17 protein-coding genes are annotated in these 18,923 nt (G+C 68.2%); 8 read left to right on the top strand and 9 right to left on the bottom strand.

Going from position 1 to position 18,923, the window contains the following annotated elements:
- Nucleotides 1-2 precede the first annotated feature (2 nt).
- The 5 genes from ACK4MH_RS09125 to ACK4MH_RS09105 all read left to right on the top strand — a co-directional run bounded on the left by ACK4MH_RS09125 (nt 3) and on the right by ACK4MH_RS09105 (nt 6,325).
- The gene (locus ACK4MH_RS09125; RefSeq protein ID WP_017505027.1) at nt 3-197 is read left to right on the top strand and encodes a Trm112 family protein; all 195 of its coding nucleotides are present in this window, start codon (nt 3-5) and stop codon (nt 195-197) included.
- A gap of 80 nt (nt 198-277) precedes the next feature.
- Nucleotides 278-1,234 carry a glutathione synthase gene (gene gshB / locus ACK4MH_RS09120; protein ID WP_409717266.1) on the top strand — a complete coding sequence of 319 codons (957 nt, stop codon included), beginning with the start codon at nt 278-280 and terminating at the stop codon, nt 1,232-1,234.
- A gap of 61 nt (nt 1,235-1,295) precedes the next feature.
- A complete protein-coding gene (locus ACK4MH_RS09115; RefSeq protein WP_409717264.1) occupies nt 1,296-2,915 on the top strand; it encodes a YifB family Mg chelatase-like AAA ATPase in 1,620 nt (539 codons plus the stop codon).
- Between the two features lie 61 nt (nt 2,916-2,976).
- Complete coding sequence (locus ACK4MH_RS09110) at nt 2,977-4,515, top strand: response regulator (protein WP_409717262.1); 1,539 nt, start codon at nt 2,977-2,979, stop codon at nt 4,513-4,515.
- Between the two features lie 43 nt (nt 4,516-4,558).
- Nucleotides 4,559-6,325 carry an AmpG family muropeptide MFS transporter gene (locus ACK4MH_RS09105; RefSeq protein ID WP_409717260.1) on the top strand — a complete coding sequence of 589 codons (1,767 nt, stop codon included), beginning with the start codon at nt 4,559-4,561 and terminating at the stop codon, nt 6,323-6,325.
- Between the two features lie 18 nt (nt 6,326-6,343).
- Here ACK4MH_RS09105 and ACK4MH_RS09100 read toward each other — a convergent pair whose 3' ends face one another.
- Both ACK4MH_RS09100 and ACK4MH_RS09095 read right to left on the bottom strand, forming a co-directional pair.
- Nucleotides 6,344-6,736 (bottom strand): YidB family protein, encoded by a 393-nt coding sequence (locus ACK4MH_RS09100; RefSeq protein WP_409717258.1) that lies wholly within the window; start codon nt 6,734-6,736, stop codon nt 6,344-6,346.
- Nucleotides 6,737-6,843: 107 nt separating this feature from the next.
- Nucleotides 6,844-6,981, bottom strand: coding sequence for an entericidin A/B family lipoprotein (locus tag ACK4MH_RS09095; protein WP_055754663.1), 138 nt, complete (start codon nt 6,979-6,981; stop codon nt 6,844-6,846).
- A 189-nt stretch (nt 6,982-7,170) separates the two neighbouring features.
- Between ACK4MH_RS09095 and ACK4MH_RS09090 the strand changes: the two genes are divergently transcribed.
- The 3 genes from ACK4MH_RS09090 (at nt 7,171) to rplS (ending at nt 10,347) form a co-directional block, all read left to right on the top strand.
- On the top strand, nt 7,171-9,009 hold the full coding sequence (locus tag ACK4MH_RS09090; RefSeq protein ID WP_409717256.1) for a DUF885 domain-containing protein: 1,839 nt from the start codon (nt 7,171-7,173) through the stop codon (nt 9,007-9,009).
- Nucleotides 9,010-9,197: 188 nt separating this feature from the next.
- Entirely contained in the window at nt 9,198-9,923 is a 726-nt protein-coding gene (gene trmD, locus ACK4MH_RS09085; protein WP_409717254.1) for a tRNA (guanosine(37)-N1)-methyltransferase TrmD, read from the top strand.
- A gap of 1 nt (nt 9,924) precedes the next feature.
- Complete coding sequence (gene rplS, locus ACK4MH_RS09080; RefSeq protein ID WP_409717252.1) at nt 9,925-10,347, top strand: 50S ribosomal protein L19; 423 nt, start codon at nt 9,925-9,927, stop codon at nt 10,345-10,347.
- A gap of 241 nt (nt 10,348-10,588) precedes the next feature.
- On the opposite strand, the gene ACK4MH_RS09075 is transcribed toward rplS, so the two are convergent.
- From ACK4MH_RS09075 to infB, 7 genes are all read right to left on the bottom strand, one after another.
- Entirely contained in the window at nt 10,589-11,074 is a 486-nt protein-coding gene (locus ACK4MH_RS09075) for a PA2169 family four-helix-bundle protein (RefSeq protein WP_409717250.1), read from the bottom strand.
- Between the two features lie 73 nt (nt 11,075-11,147).
- The gene (locus ACK4MH_RS09070) at nt 11,148-11,945 is read right to left on the bottom strand and encodes a tryptophan 2,3-dioxygenase (protein ID WP_409717248.1); all 798 of its coding nucleotides are present in this window, start codon (nt 11,943-11,945) and stop codon (nt 11,148-11,150) included.
- Nucleotides 11,946-11,997: 52 nt separating this feature from the next.
- Nucleotides 11,998-12,528, bottom strand: a complete 531-nt coding sequence (locus ACK4MH_RS09065; protein ID WP_135194387.1) for a CHAP domain-containing protein — start codon at nt 12,526-12,528, stop codon at nt 11,998-12,000.
- Between the two features lie 36 nt (nt 12,529-12,564).
- Entirely contained in the window at nt 12,565-13,707 is a 1,143-nt protein-coding gene (locus tag ACK4MH_RS09060) for an acyltransferase family protein (RefSeq protein WP_409717246.1), read from the bottom strand.
- Nucleotides 13,708-13,765: 58 nt separating this feature from the next.
- The gene (locus ACK4MH_RS09055) at nt 13,766-14,857 is read right to left on the bottom strand and encodes a serine hydrolase domain-containing protein (protein WP_409717244.1); all 1,092 of its coding nucleotides are present in this window, start codon (nt 14,855-14,857) and stop codon (nt 13,766-13,768) included.
- A 75-nt stretch (nt 14,858-14,932) separates the two neighbouring features.
- On the bottom strand, nt 14,933-15,742 hold the full coding sequence (locus ACK4MH_RS09050; RefSeq protein ID WP_409717242.1) for a helix-turn-helix domain-containing protein: 810 nt from the start codon (nt 15,740-15,742) through the stop codon (nt 14,933-14,935).
- Between the two features lie 118 nt (nt 15,743-15,860).
- Complete coding sequence (infB, locus tag ACK4MH_RS09045; protein ID WP_409717240.1) at nt 15,861-18,893, bottom strand: translation initiation factor IF-2; 3,033 nt, start codon at nt 18,891-18,893, stop codon at nt 15,861-15,863.
- Nucleotides 18,894-18,923 lie beyond the last annotated feature (30 nt).

The raw sequence follows: 18,923 nt of genomic DNA, 5'->3' as shown, positions 1-18,923 counted from the left end.
CCATGAGTGACGCCTTCAATACGCCTGTGTCCGTCGATCCCCGCCTGCTTGAGGTGCTGGTCTGTCCGGTCACGCGCGGCAAGCTGACCTACGACCGCGACGCCAACGAACTGATCTCGGCCGGCGCAAAACTGGCCTATCCGATCCGCGAAGGCGTGCCGATCATGCTGGCCGAGGAAGCGCGTCAGATCGACTGATCGGCCTCAAGCAGCGCGAAGCGCGATAGGCCAACGAACAAGTCCTCAAGTAGCGCGAAGCGCGATAGGCCCAAGACAGCATGACTCTCAAAATCGCCATCCAGATGGACCCGATCGAGGCCGTCGATATCGCCGGGGACACCACCTTCCTGATGGCCGAGACGGCCCAGTCGCGCGGGCACAAACAGTGGGTCTATGACTTCCGCACCCTGGCGCTGGAGGAGGGCCGCCTCTACTGCCGCGCCCGGCCGATCACCGTGCGCCGCGAGGTAGGAAATCACGTCGATTTCGGCGACTGGGTCCGACTGGACTTGGCCGAGGACGTGGACGTCATCCTGATGCGCCAGGATCCGCCCTTCGACATGGCCTATGTCACCGCCACCTATCTGCTGGAGACGGTTCATCCGAAGACCCTGGTGGTCAACGACCCGGCACAGGTGCGTTCGGCGCCTGAGAAGCTGATGGTCACGGCCTTCCCCGGCCTGCAACCGCCCACCCTGATCTCGGCCGATCCCGTCGCCCTGGCCGCCTTCCACAAGAAGCACGGCGAGGTGGTGCTGAAGCCCCTGCACGGCAACGGCGGCTCGGGCGTGATCAAGCTGCGCGCCGACGATCCCAACCTGGACGCCCTGATCGAGATTCACGCCGCCGGCAGCCGCGACCCGCTGGTGATCCAGAAGTTCATCCCCGCCGTTTCCAAGGGCGACAAGCGGATCATCCTGATCGACGGGGAGCCGGTCGGCGCCATCAACCGCGTGCCGGCCGAGGGCGCGGTGCGCTCCAACCTGCACGTCGGCGGCACCGCCATGCCGGTCGAACTGACGCCCCGCGACCTTGAAATCTGCAAGGCCATCGGCCCGACGCTGAAGGAACGCGGCCTGATCTTCGTCGGCATCGACGTGATCGGCGACTATCTGACCGAGATCAACGTCACCTCCCCCACCGGCGCCCAGCAGTTGAAGACCTTCACCGGCATCGACGCCACGGCCCTGATGTGGGACGCCATCGAAGCCCGCCGCGCCGCACAGGTTGCGTGACCGCCACTTGAATTAGATTTCAGTTCATGGTTCGTTCTCTCGCGGGAAGCGGGAGGACGTCATGGTCGCACGGGTTGTCACGGTCGCCTTCGACGGGGTGGAGGCCCGGCGCGTGGACGTCGAGGTCCAGCTGGTCGGCCAGAACCGGGAGACGGTCTTCACCATCGTCGGCCTGCCGGACAAGGCGGTGGCCGAGAGTCGCGAACGGGTGCGCGGGGCCTTTTCCGGCATCGGCCTGGCCCTGCCGGCGGCGCGGATCATCGCCAATCTGGCGCCCGCCGACCTGCCCAAGGAGGGCAGTCACTTCGACCTGCCCATCGCCCTCGCCTTGATGGCGGCCATGGGGGTGATCGCGCCGGACGCCCTGGACGGCTGGGCCGCCATCGGCGAACTGGGGCTGGACGGACAGATCGCGCGGGTGGGCGGCGCCTTGCCGGCCGCCGTCGCCGCCGACGCCATGGGCCTCGGTTTGATCTGCCCCGAGGCGACGGGACCGGAGGCGGCCTGGGCCGGCGGGGCCCGCATCCTGGCGCCGCGCTCATTGATCGGCCTGGTCAATCACTTCAAGGGGATCCAGGTGTTGCGTGCGCCAGAGCCCGGCCCGCTGGCCAGCGGCAAGGCCGTGCCCGACCTGCGCGAGGTCAAGGGCCAGGAGAGCGCCAAGCGCGCGCTGGAGATCGCGGCGGCCGGCGGTCACAACCTGCTGTTCATCGGCCCGCCTGGCTCAGGCAAGTCGATGATGGCGCAACGCCTGCCGGGCCTGTTGCCACCTCTGACCTCGCAGGAACTGCTGGAAACCTCGATGGTCTGGTCGGTCGCCGGCCTGATCGAGCGCGGCGCCCTGACACGGGATCGACCGTTCAGAAGCCCGCACCACTCGGCGTCGATGGCGGCCCTGACGGGCGGCGGTCATCGCGCCAAGCCCGGTGAAGCCTCTCTCGCGCACAACGGCGTGCTCTTCCTGGACGAACTGCCGGAGTACAGCGCCCAGGCCCTGGATTCGCTGCGGGCGCCGCTGGAGACCGACGAGATCGTCGTCGCCCGCGCCAATGCCCACATCCGTTATCCGGCGCGGTTCCAGTTGGTGGCGGCGATGAACCCCTGTCGCTGCGGCATGGGCGGGGCCGGACGCGGCGCCTGCGGCAAGGCCCCGCGTTGCCAGCGGGATTATCAGAACCGCGTGTCAGGCCCGATGTTCGACCGGATCGACCTGACGGTGGAGACGCCGCCGGTGACCGCCGCCGACATGGCCCTGCCGCCGCCCGCCGAGGGCACGGCCGAGGCCAGGGCGCGCGTCGCGACCGCCCGCGCCATGCAGGAGGATCGGGTGCGCGAGGCGGGACTGGACCCGGCCCAGGGCCTGAACGCTCGCGCGTCCGGCGATACGCTGGACCGGTTCGCCACGCCGGACGAAGCGGGGCGCATGCTGCTGATGCGGGCGGGCGAGGCCGGCGGCCTGACGGCGCGCGGCTGGACCCGCACCCTGCGCCTGGCGCGCACCATCGCCGATCTGGACGGCTGCACCGGCGTGCTGCGCCGCCACATCGCCGAGGCCCTGATCTATCGCCGCAACACCGTCGGGGCCGAGGCCGATTTCGACCGGCGCGTGGCGTCCCGAAGCGACGCAGCATTCGGAATGCGCGAGGACGACGGCGCGCAGACCCCGTTCCTTCATTCATGAACGATGAGGAGATATCCTTAACCCGTTGCGCCTAAGGTCTGTGGCGATGGGGGAGGCCGCCATGGCGCGACGCACGCAGACGAAGCGGATCGAGGATCAGGCTGTGCAGCCCGTCGATCCCGCCCAGCAGTTCCTGCGGCTGATGAGCCACGAGATGCGCACGCCGCTGAACGGCGTCATCGGCATGATCAACCTCTTGCAACGGACCCGGCTAGACGGCGCCCAGCGCGCCTATGCCGAGAATGCGCGCCAGTCGGCCGAACATCTGCTGGGTCTGGTCAACGACCTGCTGGACTATGCGCGGCTGGAGGCCGGGGCGCTGGAGTTCGACCTGGCCCCCGTCGATCTGGAAGGGCTGGTGCGCGGCGTCGCCGAACTGCTCAGCCCGCGCGCCCACGACAAGGGCCTGGAGATCGTCTGGTCGGTCGCCGCCGACGCGCCCGATGTCCTGGCCGACGAAGGCCGGCTACGCCAGGTTCTGTTCAACCTCGCCGGCAATGCCGTGAAGTTCACCGAGACCGGCGGCGTTCGCATCACGGTCGAACGCGCCGGCGGCAACGCGGCCCGCCCGCGTCTGGCCTTCTTGGTCGATGACACCGGGCCGGGCGTTGCACCCGAGGCCCGCGCGCGCATTTTCGAGGAGTTCGGCCATGCCGATTCCTCCGACGCCGTGCGGCATGACGGCGCCGGCCTGGGGCTGGCGGTCGTGCGCAAACTGGCCGCCGCCATGGAGGGCTCGGTACGGGTCGAGGACCGGCCCGACGGCGCCACATCCGGCAGGGGCGCCCGTTTCCGATTCGAGGCCGACTTCGCCGCCGTCGCCGTGGCGCGGGACAAGCCGCTGCGGAACCATACGGTCGGGGTGCGCTCGCCCGACCCCTTCGTCCAGTCCGCCGCCAGCGCCCAGATCGAAGCCTCGGGCGGCACGATCGTCGACCAGGCGCCGGTGACCCTGATCGATCACGCCGGCGCCTCGGCGGGAGGCCTGGCCGCCCTGCCCGCCGCCGGTCGCGGCATCGTCCTGCTGAAACCGTCGGAGCGCGATCTGATCGCGCGGTATCGGTCCGCCGGCTTCCATGGCTATCTGATCAAGCCCCTGCGCCGCGCCTCCCTGGCCGAACGCGTGTTGGCGGCAGTCGGCGCCGAGACGGGCGACAGAAACGCCGCTCCCGTCGCGGCCCATGTCGAGGACGACCGCGTCTCGCCCGTTCAGTTCGCCGGCATTCGCGTGCTGCTGGCCGAGGACAATCCGGTCGGCGCGCTTCTGGCCCGCACCCTGCTGCGCCGCGAAGGCTGCACCGTCGAGACCGCCGCCACCGGCGATGAGGCCGTCGCGGCCCTGAAGCGCGCGCGCTACGACGTGGTCTTCATGGACATGCGGATGCCGGGCATGGACGGCCCCGCCGCCGCCCGCGCCATCCGCGCCGGGGGCGACATGACGCCGATCCTGGCCCTGACCGCCAACGCCTTCGCCGAGGACCGCCGCGCCTGTCTGGAGGCCGGCATGGACGACCATATCGTCAAGCCGCTGGACGCCGACGCCCTGCGCACCGCCCTGGCCCGCTGGACGAAGCGCGACATCCGCGCCAAGGTCGGCTGAGTTACAGGCGCCCGCGTTTCCGGCCGCCGCGCCGGAGCCGTGCATGACCGACCAAGCCACCCCCGCCGCCACCGGCAAACCCGCCGGGCGCTTTGGCGGCCTCGCCGTCTATGGCGAGCGGCGCGTGTTCATCATGCTGTTGCTGGGGTTTTCGGCGGGCCTGCCGAACCTGCTGATCTTCGACACCCTGTCGGCCTGGCTGCGCGAGAGCGGCCAGACGCTTGAGGTGATCGGCTTCTTCGCCCTGGCCACGCTCAGCTATTCGCTGAAGTTCGTCTGGGCGCCGCTGGTGGACCGTACTGCGATCCCGCTGCTGACACCGCTGCTGGGCCATCGCCGGTCCTGGATGCTGGTGACGCAGGCCGTGGTCATCTTCGGCCTGTGGTCGATCTCGGGCCTCAATCCATCCAATGCGCTCGTGGCCATCGCCCTGTTCGCCACCCTGGTCGGCTTCTTCGGGGCTACCCAGGACATCGTCATCGACGCGTGGCGGATCGAGGCGGCGGACGACAGCCGCCATGGCGCCATGGCCGCCGCCTATCAGATGGGATACCGCGTCGCCATGATCGTCGCCGGGGCCGTGCCGCTGGTGCTCGCCGATCTCTATAACTGGAACGTCTCCTATGCGGTGATGGCGGCCCTGATGGGTTTCGGCATCGCCGGCGTCCTGTTCGCTCCGCGCGAGAAGGCCCATTCGATCCGCGCCATTCCGGTGGGCGACACGCCGTCGCGACCCAAGCTTGAAATCCTGGAATGGATCGCGCGCCTGATCGTGATCGCCGCCGCCGCCATGGTGGTGGGTTCGGGCCTGACGGCGCAGGCGGGGCCGCTGAACGGCTTGCTGGGCCTGTTCGGCCTGGGCGCAGAAGGCCAGACGGCCATCGCCGAAGCCTGGGCCGCCAAGCCGGGCGGTGTCTATCTGCAGGTCGCGGCGGTGTTCGGCGGCCTGGCCCTGCTGGTGCTGGCCTGCTGGCCTCTGCCAGGAACCAGGACCCGGCCGGGCGCCTATCTGGCGGGATCGTTCGGCGAGCCGGTGGCTGATTTCTACAAGCGGTTTTCGGGTGTGGCGACGCTGATCCTGGCGCTGATCTGCGTCTACCGCCTGGCCGACTTCGTGCTGAACATCATGAACCCCTTCTATCTGGACCTGGGGTTCTCGAAGATCGAGCTGGCCGAGGTGCGCAAGGTGTTCGGGGTCGTCATGACCACCCTGGGCGTCTTCATCGGGGGCTGGTCGGTGGCCAAGCTGGGGTTGATCCGAACCATGGTGATCGGCGCCTTCATGAGTCCGGTGTCGAACCTGGTCTTCGCCTGGCTGGCGACCCAGGGGCCCAGCATTCCGGCCCTGACCATCGCCATCGGGGTGGACAACATCGCCACCGGCTACGCGGGGACGGCCCTGATCGCCTATATGTCCAGCCTGACGTCGATCGGCTTTACGGCGACCCAGTACGCCCTGTTCAGTTCGCTGTACGCCCTGCCCGGCAAGCTGATCGCGTCCCAGTCGGGCCGCATCGTCGAGGCCTCGGCCCGCGCTGCGGAAGGGGCAGGTCCATTCTCCGCGCTGCGTCCCCTGTTCGCCCGCCTGCCCGAAGGGTCTCTGGCGGCCGGGGCGGCGACCAGCGGCGTGACCCCGGCGGCGCTGGGCGCGGGTTATGTCGTCTTCTTCCTGTATTCGACGATCATCGGCGTATTCGCCGTCGTCCTGGCCTTCGTCGTCGCCGGCAAACAGACCGCGTTGCAGGAACGCCAGAAGGCGGCAGCCGAAGAGGACGCCGCTATTGCGGCGACGGAGGGCCAACCCTCTTGAGCGAGCCCTCCTGACACCTCAGCGCTTCAGGAAGCCGCCGATCATGTCGCCCAGACCGCCCGGCAGCTTGCCCAGCAGGTCGTCGGCGCCGTCGATCTGACCGCCGGGGGTCAGGCGGTCGATGGCCTCGGGCAGCAGGCCCGCCAGGGTCTCGCCGGCCTGTTCGGGAGAGACACCCATCTTGGCGGCGATGTCGGCGATGGGGCCGTGGCCCAGGACGGCCGTGATCTGCTCGGGCGAGATATTGGCGTTCGGACCCGTGCCGACCCAGGAGCCGATCACGTCGCCCAGGCCTGCCTGGCCGAACTTCTCCGCCAATCCGCCGACGCCGCCCTGGCCCTTGAGCAGGTCGCTCAACCCGCCTGCGGCGTCGTCGCCGAGGCCCTTCACCACATTGTCGAGAAAGCCCATCGTCCGTCTCCTGTCTGACGCCGCACCGTAACACCGTCGTGCGACGGATACGAGAAAGGCCCGCCGGTGATCCGACGGGCCTTTCCAGATCAAGCTTTCGCCGAAGCTTAGTTCTTGGCGTCGTTCGCGCCGGTGGTGACGGCCGAACCGGCGGCCGAGACATCACGGCCGGCGCCGGCGATGGTGTTGCAGGCCGACACGGCCAGGGCGGCGGCGACGATGGTCAGAGTGATGATCTTGCGCATGGTGTGAACCCCTTGTTGGTATGGTCAAGCTCCGTGCAAACGCCGACCTTGAACTTGGGTTGCATCAAGCGACGCCGTATTGAAATTTCGTCCGGACGTGTCGGATCGCCGCAACGCCTGCGACATTGGCGGCTTGCGCCCGGCGAACGCGCGCCCGAAGGTGCGCCCCTGTTTCACGAGGGATTGTCCATGCGTCGTCTTCTGATCTCGTCCGCCGCCATGATGGCGGTGCTGTCCGCCGCGCCCGCAATGGCCCAGACGCCGGCAATGGCGGCGCCGGCAGCCGAGGCCCAGAGCGAGGACGCGCGGCTGAACGCCTTCTTCGAAGAGGCCTTCCAGGCGCGGATCGCGCTCAGCCCGCAGCAGATGACCTCGCTGGGGATCAAGACCGATTACGACAAGCTGGACGACGTGTCGGACGCCGCCGCCGACCGCGCCCTGGCGCTGCAGGAAGCCCAGCTGACGCAGATGAAGGCCGGGTTCGACCCCGAGAAACTGGGGCCTCAGGCCCGGTTGTCGTGGCGTATGTTCGAATACGGGGTGCAGCAGGCGCGGCTGTCGAACCAGTGGCGCGACTGGGGCTTCCAGTTCGCCGCCAACGGCAATCCGACCACCAGCCTGCCCGTCTTCCTGATCAACAACCACCGCTTCGCCAGCGTTTCCGACGCCGAGGCCTATGTCGGCCGTCTGCGCGCCGCCCAGGTCCAGATGAGCCAGGTCGCCGACGAACTGCGTCAGCGTGCGGCGGCCGGCGTGGTCTCGCCCCGCTTCGTCTTCGAACCCTCCATCGCCAACACCCGCAATGTCGTCTCCGGCGCGCCGTTCGACGATGGGGCGGACAATCCGGTCTGGGCGGACTTCAACAAGAAGGTCACGGCTCTTGAGACCGATCAGGCCACCAAGGACCGGCTGCTGTCCGAAGGCCGCGCCGCCCTGACGGGACCGTACAAGGCCGGGTTCGAGACCGTGCTGACGGCCCTGGCCGAGGTTCAGCCCAAGGCCGACAGCGATGCGGGCGTGTGGCGCCTGCCGCAGGGCGAGGCCTATTACAACGCCCGGCTCCAGCTCTCGACCACCACCGACCTGACCGCCGACCAGATCCACCAGATCGGCTTGGCCGAAGTCGCCCGCATCCAAGCGGAGATGGAGGTCATCAAGACCCAGGTCGGGTTCACCGGCACGCTGCAGGAGTTCTTCGTCTTCCTGAAGACCGATCCGCGCTTCCAGTATCCGAACACGCCGGAGGGCAAGGAACAGTATCTGACGGACGCGCGCGGCTTCATCGCCCAGGTGATGGATGCGGCCCCGCAGTGGTTCTCGACCCTGCCCAAGGCGGCGCTGGAGGTGCGGGCGGTGGAGCCGTTCCGCGAGGCGACGGCCTCGATCGCCTTCTATAACTCCCCGGCGCCGGACGGGTCGCGGCCGGGCATCTACTACGTCAACCTGTCGGACATGACCCAGGTGCTCAAGCCCCAGATCGAGGGCATCAGCTATCACGAAGGTGCGCCGGGCCACCATTTCCAAATCGCCTACGCGCAGGAGATCGAGGGCCTGCCGCGCTTTCGCCGGTTCGGCGGTTACGGCGCCTACGCCGAGGGCTGGGGGCTTTACGCCGAACAGCTGGGCAAGGAGATGGGCTTCTATCAGGATCCCTATTCGGACTTCGGCCGGCTCTCGACCGAGCTGTGGCGGGCGGTGCGGCTCGTGACCGACACCGGCCTGCACGCCAAGCGCTGGAGCCGCGAACAGGCGATGGACTATTTCCGCCAGAACTCCCTGCTGTCCGAGCGCGACATCGAAAAGGAAGTCGAGCGCTACATCACCAATCCCGGCCAGGCGACCAGCTACAAGATCGGCGAGCTGAAGATCGAGGAGCTGCGCGACCGGGCCAAGGCGGCGCTGGGTGACCGGTTCGACATCAAGGACTTCCACGCCGTGGTCTTGGGCTCCGGCTCGGTGCCGCTGGACGTGCTGGAGGACCAGGTCGACGGCTGGATCGCGGCGGGCGGCGGGGCGCCGACGACCTGACCTCTTCCTTCTCCCATTGGGAGAAGGTGGCTCGAAGAGCCGGATGAGGGTCGGCCGGTGGGTTAGGTCGTACCGTTCCGACCCTCACCCTTTCGCACCAGAACGACGGCTGTCGCCGCCGTGCGCTCAAGCCCTCTCCCAACGGGAGAGGGAGGCATCGCTCGTGATTTCGTGTATGAGCCGCCGCCATGCCCTTCACCGCGACCGTCCTGACCATGTTTCCCGAGGCCTTTCCCGGCCCGCTCGGCGTGTCGCTGATCGGCACGGCGTGGCGCGAGAAAGGCTTGTGGAGCCTGGATACGGTTGACATTCGCGCCTTTTCCACAGATACGCGCGGCTTCCTGGACGACACCCCTGCGGGTGGCGGCCCGGGAGCTGTGCTTAAGGCGGACGTGGTGGCTCGGGCGGTGGATAGCCTGTCGGGACCGAAACGGCCGCTTTTGTACATGAGCGCCAGGGGTCGACCCCTGACCCAGGCGCGCGTCAAGGAATGGGCCAAGGCGGACGGGATCGTCGTGCTGTGCGGTCGTTTCGAGGGGGTGGATCAGCGGGTGCTGGACGCACGCGGGTTCGAGGAGGTCTCGGTCGGAGACGCGGTGCTCGCCGGCGGCGAGGCGGCGGCGATGGTCGCGATCGAGGCGTGCGTTAGACTGATCCCTGGAGTGCTCGGCGCGGCGGACAGCCTGTCGTCCGAAAGCTTCGAGGATGGGCTTCTGGAACACCCACAGTACACGCGACCGCGGACGTTCGAGGGGCTTGAGATACCCGAGGTGCTGGTGTCGGGCGACCACAAGAAGGTCGCCAAATGGCGCGAGGCGCAGCGGGAAGAGACCACGCGGGAGCGACGACCAGACCTCTGGGAAGCGCATCTCGCCAAATCACAGGCAAAGAGCGCAAAGCTCGAGGAGAAATGACATGAACATCGTTCAACAGCTGGACGCCGAAGAAAAAGCCCGCGTTCTGGGCGAACGCACCATCCCGGTCTTCCAACCCGGCGACACCCTGCGCGTCAACGTGAAGATCAAGGAAGGCGAGCGTGAGCGCGTCCAGGCCTTCGAAGGCGTCTGCATCGCCCGTGACGGCGGCGGCATCAGCGAGACCTTCACCGTCCGCAAGATCTCGTTCGGCGAAGGCGTCGAACGCAAATTCCCCATTCTGTCGCCGAACATCGAGTCGATCGAAGTGAAGCGCCGCGGCGTCGTGCGTCGCGCCAAGCTCTATTACCTGCGCGATCGTCGCGGCAAGTCGGCCCGGATCGCCGAGCGCCAGACGGTCCGTCCCGCCAAGGGTGCCGTGGTTCCGGAAACCGGTTCGGCCGCCAAGGGCGACGAAGCCTAGTTTCAGACACGACACTGAAATGACGAAGGCCCCGGCGCAAACGCCGGGGCCTTTTTCGTATCACCTCCCCCGCCCGCGAAAGCGGGTGGGGAGGACAGACCGCGTCAGCGGTCAGGAGGGGGCGACCCGGTGGAGAACGTCGAGCGTCGCCTTCATCGGCTGATACCCGGTCGCCCCCTCCTGGCGACCTGCGGCCGCCTGTCCTCCCCATGCGCCTCCGCGCATGGGGAGGTGAGCGTTTCTACTGCGGATAGAGCGGGTTGTCCGCGTCGCGCTGGCCTTCCAGGCTGTGCTTCAGCGCCTCCATCTGCTCATGCTCGGTCTTCACCGCCGCATAGGCCCGCCGGATCGTTTCGCGCGTGGTGGCGGAAATGCCGGTGTCTTCCAGCGCCTTTTCGTATTTGCCGGCGATGAAGCCTTCGCCGCTGTTGATCGAGCCGACGACAGAATCGTCGTTGCGAAGCAGGGCGTGTTTCACGTCGAGAAAGGCCCGGTGGGCCTTGGCCAGGATCGAGCCGTCGGATTCGGGATCGCCCCCCAGGCCGCGTACGGCGGCGGACAGGTCTTCGACGACCTGCTGGCGTTCGGCGCTGCGGCGCTCGAACAGGCTGCGATAGTGGGGGTCCTGCGTTTGTTCGGCGGCTTCGCGATAGCCGTCGGCGCTGTCCAGCGTGGTTTCGATCAGGCCGTTCAGAACCTTGATGTCGTGGGCGTTGGGGTTGCTCATCTCGTCCATTCCTTCCGCTGTTGCGGTCGAACGGCGAAATGGTCCGGCGCGGCGAAGGTTGCCGCCTGCGACATCAAAGTTTGGTGCGAAGGGACCAAAGCTCGGGGAAGCAGCGCTTGGTCAGGGTCGAGGCCAGATAGGCCGCCCCCTCGGTGCCGCCCGTGCCGCGCCGCCGGCCGATGATACGCTCGACCGTGACGACATGCTTGTGGCGCCAGGTCAGCAGGGCGTCGTCCAGATCGACCAGCTTCTCTGCCAGTTGATACAGCACCCACCAGCGCTCGGTGTCGCGATAGACCTCCAGCCAGGCCGCCTCGACGGCTTCGGACGGCTCATAGGGTTGGGTCACGTCGCGGTTCAGCACCTCGGCGGGCACCGGCAGACCGGCCTTGGCCATCTGGGTCAGGGCGTCGTCATACAGGCTGGGGGCGGCGATGGCGGCCTGGAGCGCGGCCAGAGCCTCGGGGCGATCCTCGTGGAACTTCAGGAAGCTGGCGTCCTTCAGGCCCAGCATGGCCTCGAAACGACGGAACTGATCACTCTGGAAGCCCGAGGACGATCCCAGGGAGCCGCGGAACCGCAGATAGTCGGCCGGGGTCATGGTCGACAGGATGTCCCAGCTGTGGGTCATCACCGCCTGGATGCGCGAGACCCGCGCCAGGCTCTTGTAGGCGGGCACCAGATCGCCGGCGCGCACCAGCCGCTGGGCCAGGGCCGTCTCATGCAGGATCTGTTTGAGCCACAGTTCCTTGGTCTGGTGGATGACGACGAACAGCATCTCGTCGTGCTGGTCCGACAGCGGATGCTGGGTCGAAAGCAGATCGTCCAAAGCCAGATAGCCGGCGTAGGTGATGTCGCTGGATTGGGTCATGCCCGCCTATCGCCCGCGATGGCGGGCAGCGCAAGGCGGCTTGGTGCTGGCCCTAATGCTGGCCCTGGGCCGAGACGTTCGAGGCGATCTGACGGCCGGCGTCGAAGGCGTCACGCGCGCCTTTGTAGATGAAGCCGTAGGTCGGATAGACAGTCGTGCCGAGATCGTTGATCGGATTGTACCAGACCTTGACCTGGGACCAGTCGTTGGAGGGCGAGACGTCGACGACGGTGACGTTCTCCTCGACCTTGCCGCGGCTGCCGCCCCAGTTGGCGTGGGTGACGCGGACCACGCGGTCGGTCAGGATGTCGGAGACGACGGCGACGTGGCCCCGGCTCATGCGGCCCTCGGGGCGGAAGACCAGGACAGAGCCGGTTTCAGGCGCGCGGCCGGTGCGGAAGCCGGCGGAGGCCTGACGCCACCAGGTCCAGGCGTCGCCGAAGATGTTGATGCCCGAGAACATGCGCGCGAAGGTCACGCACTGCCAATACGGCTCGTCAGCCTTCGCACTGGAGGGAACCGCGCCCAATGCAAAAAAACCGAGGGTCGCCGCAACCGCGGCGGCTTTGAGCCGTTTCGTCATGCTTAGGGGTATCCCGACCCGTCTTTGGGATGCCCTTTAGGCCACGGGTTCACGCTCGGTAGCAAGTTGTTTCGGCGTAGCGTCGGACTTCAGACTGCTTGCTGAAGTCTTATCGCCCCGCTTGCCCATGCCGCGCAAAGCCTTGCGAGCCGGGTGTTCGACGAGGTGATAAGAGACGGCGGCCACGACCGGCAGCAGTGCCAAAATCGCCAACCACACGAAAAGTTGAAGCTGCTTGTCGGGTGCATCGACAAGCTTGGCGGCGAGACCGACGGCCAGAAGCTTCCACGGCACGCAGACCATATAGACCGAATAGCTGATCTCGCCGAGGTAGACGGCGGGCTTGGACGCCAGCCATCCGGCGCGCTCATTGGGCAGCGACGCCAGCGACAGGATCAGGGCGCCGGCCAGCAATACCGTGACCCCGTCCCACAGTCCAAGCGCAGCGCTGAGCACCATCAGGCCGAACGAGACGGCGGCGCACAGCCACGGCGCCTTCAACGGCGCGCGGCGATAGACGAGGTAGAGGGCGCACCCCAGGGCAAAGCACGGCACGATCCGCAGCGCGCCCCAACGGATCGTCGCCTCGGTGAGGGCGAAGCCGGCCCACTGCTCGAACACGAAATAGAGGATGGCCAGGAAGGCCGCCGCGCCGACGACGGCCGCGATGGGACGATGCCGCGCGCGCCAGAAGACGAAGGCGAACAGGGGGAAGCAGAGATAGGCGAACCACTCCGCCGAGATCGACCAGGACGGGTGGTTCCAGCCCGCCACTGGCGCCAGACCCCAGGCGTGGACCATGAACAGGTTGGCGGGCAGCGACGCCCAGCTCAGCACGTTTCCGTCCACGCTCATACCGGCGAACAGGGCGGCGGCGGCCAGCAGCCCGACCCCGATCAGGGTCGCGATATGCAGCGGATAGACCCGCGCCACCCGCGCCCACAGGAAGCTTTTATACGAGAACGATTTCTCGCCCGCCGCCTGAAGATAGACGTGGCTGAGGATGAAGCCGGACAGGACGAAGAACAGTTCGACCCCCAGATACCCCTTGGCCACCAGGCCGACCTGACCGGCCCCGGCCAGGTTTTCCCAGAAGCTGTAGACGGCCACCCACATCGCCGCCACGAAGCGCAGGGCGGTGATGGGGCGAAGATCGGCGGGAGTCTGAACGGGGGTCATGGTCTCACCTTGGCACGTCAGCCTTTTCGAACCGTGAAGGCCCGCAAGGGTTGTGCCTTCAGCGCATCGCCGCCAGCGCATGATCCGCGATCAGGGTGTCGGCAAGCCCGTGCGGATTGCGAACGTCGAAGTTCTCGGTCGTCACAACTACGACCGCATCTAGGTCCGGGATGATCGCGACCTTGTTGCCGCCGGTGCCCGACATGGTCCATGCGGGATGCGGCGCGCCGGCGACCGAATAGGTCGGCAGCCAGATCAGATAGCCGTAGTCGCCCTTTTGCGGATCGACGCTGGCGTGCGGCGCGGTCATGGCGCGGGTCCAGGCCTCGGGCAGAACCTGGCGTCCGTCCCAGCGGCCCTGGTTCAGCAGCAACTGACCCAAGGTCAGCAGATCACGGCTGCGCAGGCCCAGACCGCCCCCGCCCTGGGCCAGGCCCGTCGGCGACATCTGCCATTGCTCTCCCTCGATCCCCAGCGGGCCGAACAGGGCCTCGCGCGCGAAGTCCTGAAGCGCCTCGCCCGTCGCCTTCTGCACCACGGCGCCCAGGGTGGTCACGCCGGCGGTGCAATAGCTGAAGGCCCGGCCATAGGGCTGATCCGCAGGCTTGGGGATCCAGGCCGGAAAGCCGCGGATCGGCAGGTCCATGGCGAACTTCACCCAGTCCTCGATCAGATACATCCGCTCCTCGTTGCCGCGCGAAAACGAATTGTCGTCGTCGCACTCCAGCAGGGAGCTCATGGTCAGCAGGTCCTCGACCGTGATCACCGCCTTGCGCGGGTCGGGACTGTCGAAGGGGCCGTGGTCCGCAACGAAGGGCATAACCGGGGCATCGACGCTGGCGATGTCGCCGCGCGAGACGGCGGCGCCGACCAGCATAGCGGTGACGGTCTTGGTCACGGAGCGGGTGTTGCGCCGGCTCTCGCGGCCCGCCTCATCGAAATAGACCTCGTGCACCAGCCGGCCGTGGCGGGCGATCAGGACGCTGGTGATCTTGTGGAAGGTTCCGGCGCGGACGGCGGCGTCCATGGCGGCCAGACCCTCGGCCGAAACGTCCTGGGTTTCGGGTGCGGCGACCGGCCAGTTCGGCTCGGCCATGACGGGTGCGGAGACAAGGGCGAGCCCGAGGGTCGCGAGAAACAGATGACGCATGATGGTCCTGAATGGGGGAAGCAACGAACGGACATCCCACGCGGCGGAACCCCCGTCTTGAACAGACGCAACCGATCAGGCGAACAGGGCGCGATAGCGGGCCGGCGTCAGGCCATAGAGTGCGCCGAACTCGCGCGTCATATGGCTCTGGTCGGCATAGCCCGCGCCCAGTGCCAGGTCGGCCAAGTCCCGCCCGTGCGCGATCTGACCCGCCGCCCGGTCCGCACGCGCGCGACGAATGGCGGCGGCGGGCGAACAGCCGAAATGGCGGCGATAACGGCGGGCCAGCGAGACGGGATGAACCCCGACCAGGCGGGCGACCGTCGCCACCTCCAGCCCCGGCTGGTCCGCCAAGTCGTGCAGGACGTCATGGGCGCGCAACAGCCACTCCGGCGCCGGATCCTCGTCCAGCTCTGCCGGCGACAGGACCGCCGCCGCCAGATCCAGGGTCAGCCCCTCCATCTTGACCGCGTCCCCCGCCGCGAACCGTCCGGCGACCCCGACCAGACGACGCGCAGCCCCTTCGGCCAGGGCGCCGCGCAACCTTATCGGGTCGCCGCGACCGGCGCTCTTGGGCGGATCGAAACTGATCGACAGGAAGCGACCGCCGGCGACGTCGAAACAGTCCCGGTGCTCGACGCCCGGCGGGTTCCACACCAGGGCGCCGGGGCCGAAGGCGGCGTCCCTTGGCGTCAGGGGATCATGGGCCAGGCTGCGGTATCCGCCGTCCAGGGCCAGGACGAAATGGGCGTCGTCATGGGCGTGAAGCTCGACGCCCTCAGGCGGCCGGCTGGCGACCCACAGGCCGACGCGAAAGCCCCCGGCCTCGACCGTTCGAGAGGCCGCGCCGAAGAAGTCGCCGGACGACAGATGTGGTCTGGCCATGAAACGATCCCCGCGTAGCGTCTGCGGCCACGCTTGGCATCATGCGCAGGACTCGCGCAAAGAAAAAGGCCCGGAACCTGGGTTCCGGGCCTTTGTCTCTCGGTACTCGCGACGTGGACTAGTCCAGCGTGCGCTTGATCTCTTCGACCGTGAAGCACTCGATGTAGTCGCCTTCCTTGATGTCCTGGAAGCCCTGGAACTGCATGCCGCACTCCTGGCCCGCCGTGACTTCGTTGACCTCGTCCTTGAAGCGTTTGAGCGTGTTGAGCACGCCCAGCTCCAGAACCACCACGTCGTCGCGGACGATACGGACGCGGGCGCCCTTGCGGACCACGCCTTCCGACACCCGGCAACCGGCGATCTTGCCGATCTTGGAAATGTCGAACACCTGCAGCACGGCGGCGTTGCCCAGGAAGGTTTCCCGTTGCAGCGGCGCCAGCATGCCGGACAGCACGCCTTTGATGTCGTCCAGCAGGTCGTAGATGATCGAATAGTAGCGGATCTCGACGCCCTCGCGGTCGGCCAGATCACGCGCCTGTTTCGACGCACGGACGTTGAAGCCCAGGATCGGCGCCCCGGCCGACTTGGCCAGGTTGACGTCGCTTTCGGTGATGCCGCCGGCGCCGGAATAGACGGTGCGGGCGCGCACCTCGTCGGTGCTCATCTTGTCCAGCGAGCTGACGATGGCTTCGGCCGATCCCTGCACGTCCGCCTTGATGATGACCGGCAGTTCAGAGACCTTCTTCGACTGCAGACGCGACATCATGTCGACCAGCGACACCGAACCGCCCGAGACCTGGGCCTTCTCGCGCTTCACCCGCTGACGGTATTCGGTCAGCTCGCGGGCGCGGGCTTCGGATTCCACCACGGCGAAGACGTCGCCCGGAGACGGCGCCTCGTCCAGGCCGAGGATTTCGACGGGGACGGAGGGACCGGCGTCGGTCAGTTGCTCGTTGCGCTCGTTCAGCAGGGCGCGAACCTTGCCCCACGAGCTGCCGGCCACGACGATGTCGCCGCGCTTCAGCGTGCCGCGCTTGACCAGGACGGTGCCGACCGGGCCACGTCCCTTGTCCAGCTTGGCCTCGATGACCACGCCCTCGGCCGAACGATCGGCGCTGGCGCGCAGGTCCATGACCTCGGCCTGGACCAGGATGGCCCCAAGCAAGCCGTCGAGGTTCATCCGCTCCTTGGCCGAGACCTCGATGATCTGGGTCTCGCCGCCCAGGCTTTCGGCGATGACTTCGTGCTGCAGCAGTTCGTTGACGACCTTCTGCGAAGTCGCGCCGGGCTTGTCCATCTTGTTGACGGCCACGATCAGGGGCGCATTCGCGGCCTTGGCGTGCTGGATGGCTTCGATCGTCTGCGGCATGACGCCGTCGTCGGCCGCAACGACCAGAACCACGATGTCGGTCACATTGGCGCCGCGCGCCCTCATGGCCGAGAAAGCGGCGTGGCCCGGGGTGTCCAGGAAGGTGACCTTCTGGCCGTCTTCCAGACGCACCTGATAGGCGCCGATGTGCTGGGTGATGCCGCCGGCTTCGCCGCCGGCGACGTCGGTCGTGCGCAGGGCGTCCAGCAGCGAGGTCTTGCCGTGGTCGACGTGACCCATGATGGCCACGACGGGCGCCCGGACATCGTCTGCTTCGGCGTCGTCCGCGTCACCCAGGAAGCCGAACTCGATGTCGGATTCCGAGACGCGCTTGACGGCCATGCCGAACTCTTCGGCCACCAGTTCGGCGGTGTCGGAATCGATCACGTCGTTGATCTTCATCATCAGGCCCTGCTTCATCAGGAACTTGATGATGTCGACGCCGCGCACGGCCATCCGGTTGGACAGCTCCTGAACGGTGATGACGTCGGGAATGACCACTTCGCGCGGACGGTTCGGCGCGTCGGTCGAGCCGCCCTTACGCTTTTCCTTCTCGCGTTCGCGGGCGCGGCGGACCGAGGCCAGCGAGCGCATCCGCTCGGCGGCGTCGCCGTCGCCGACCACGGACTGGATGGTCATGCGGCCTTCGCGGCGCTTCGGCTCGCCGCGCGTGCGGCTGACCGCCTTGCCGGCGTCGGAGAAGCGCTTCTCGCGATCGTCGTCGCGACCGACCGGACGACCGAAGCCGGCGCCGGGCGCACGGGCCGGACGCAGAACATTGGCCTCGGCCGGTGGCGCGTTCGGGGTCGGACGACCGCCAGGGCCGGTGCGCGCGCCGCCGGGACGGGCGGCGCCGGGGGCCGGACGCGGGTTCAGGGCCGAATAGCGAACGGGCTCGGCCGGCTTGGCGCCTTGCGGACGGCCTGCGCCGCCGGGGGCCGGACGTGCGCCTTGCGGGCGGTCGGCCTGCGGACGATCCGAATAGGCGCGGTCTCCGCCGCCCATGGCCTGTTCGCGGGCCGAACGGCCGCCGAAGGCGGGACGCTCGGGCGCCGCGCGTTGGGGATTGCCGGGCTTGGGCACGCGCTGGCCGAAGTTGACGACCGGGCGAGCCGGAGCCGCCGGACGGGCCGGGGCGGCCGGAGCCGGCGTGGCGGCGGCGGTCGGTGCAGGCGCCGGAGCCGGCGTCGGGGCGACCGGTGCGGCGGCGACGGGCGCAGCCGGCTTGGGCGCGGGCTTGGCCGGCTGAGGCGCGGCGGCGCTCAGCTTGGCGGCCTCGGCGCGGGCGGCTTCGGCAGCGGCCTGGGCGGCGGCGGCTTCGTCGCGTGCGGCCTGGGCGGCGCGTTCGGTGGCGGCGGCTTGGTCGCGAGCGGCGGCGTCGGCCGCAGCCTTGGCGGCGGCGGCGGCGTCAGCCTTGGCGGCGTTGGCCTGGGTCGCCATGGCGATGGCGCGACGGCGCGCTTCCTGTTCCTCGGGCGACAGGGCGCCGCCGGCGGGTTGCGGCGAACGCTGACCCTGCGGACGCGGCGCCTGAGAGGCCTGTTGCGGACGTGCGACATCGAAACCCTGCGGACGTTGCGGTCCGCCGGCGCCCGCACGGCGCTTGGTCTCGACCACCACCGTCTTGGATCGGCCATGGCTGAAGCTCTGCTTCACGGTCCCGGTCGGGACCGATCCCACAACGCGCGGCTTCAGGCTCAGCGGAGCGCGCGGCCCCGTCTGGGACGGCGTGCCGCCCGTTGCGCCCTGGCCTTCGTTGGTCTTGTCGTTTTCGTCGCTCATCCGGTCGCTTTACTCGGGGCGGAAAGGCCC

The organism is Brevundimonas sp., from assembly GCF_046295075.1.
Classification (GTDB): Bacteria; Pseudomonadota; Alphaproteobacteria; order Caulobacterales; family Caulobacteraceae; genus Brevundimonas.
This window is presented reverse-complemented; position numbering and strand designations above follow the sequence as displayed.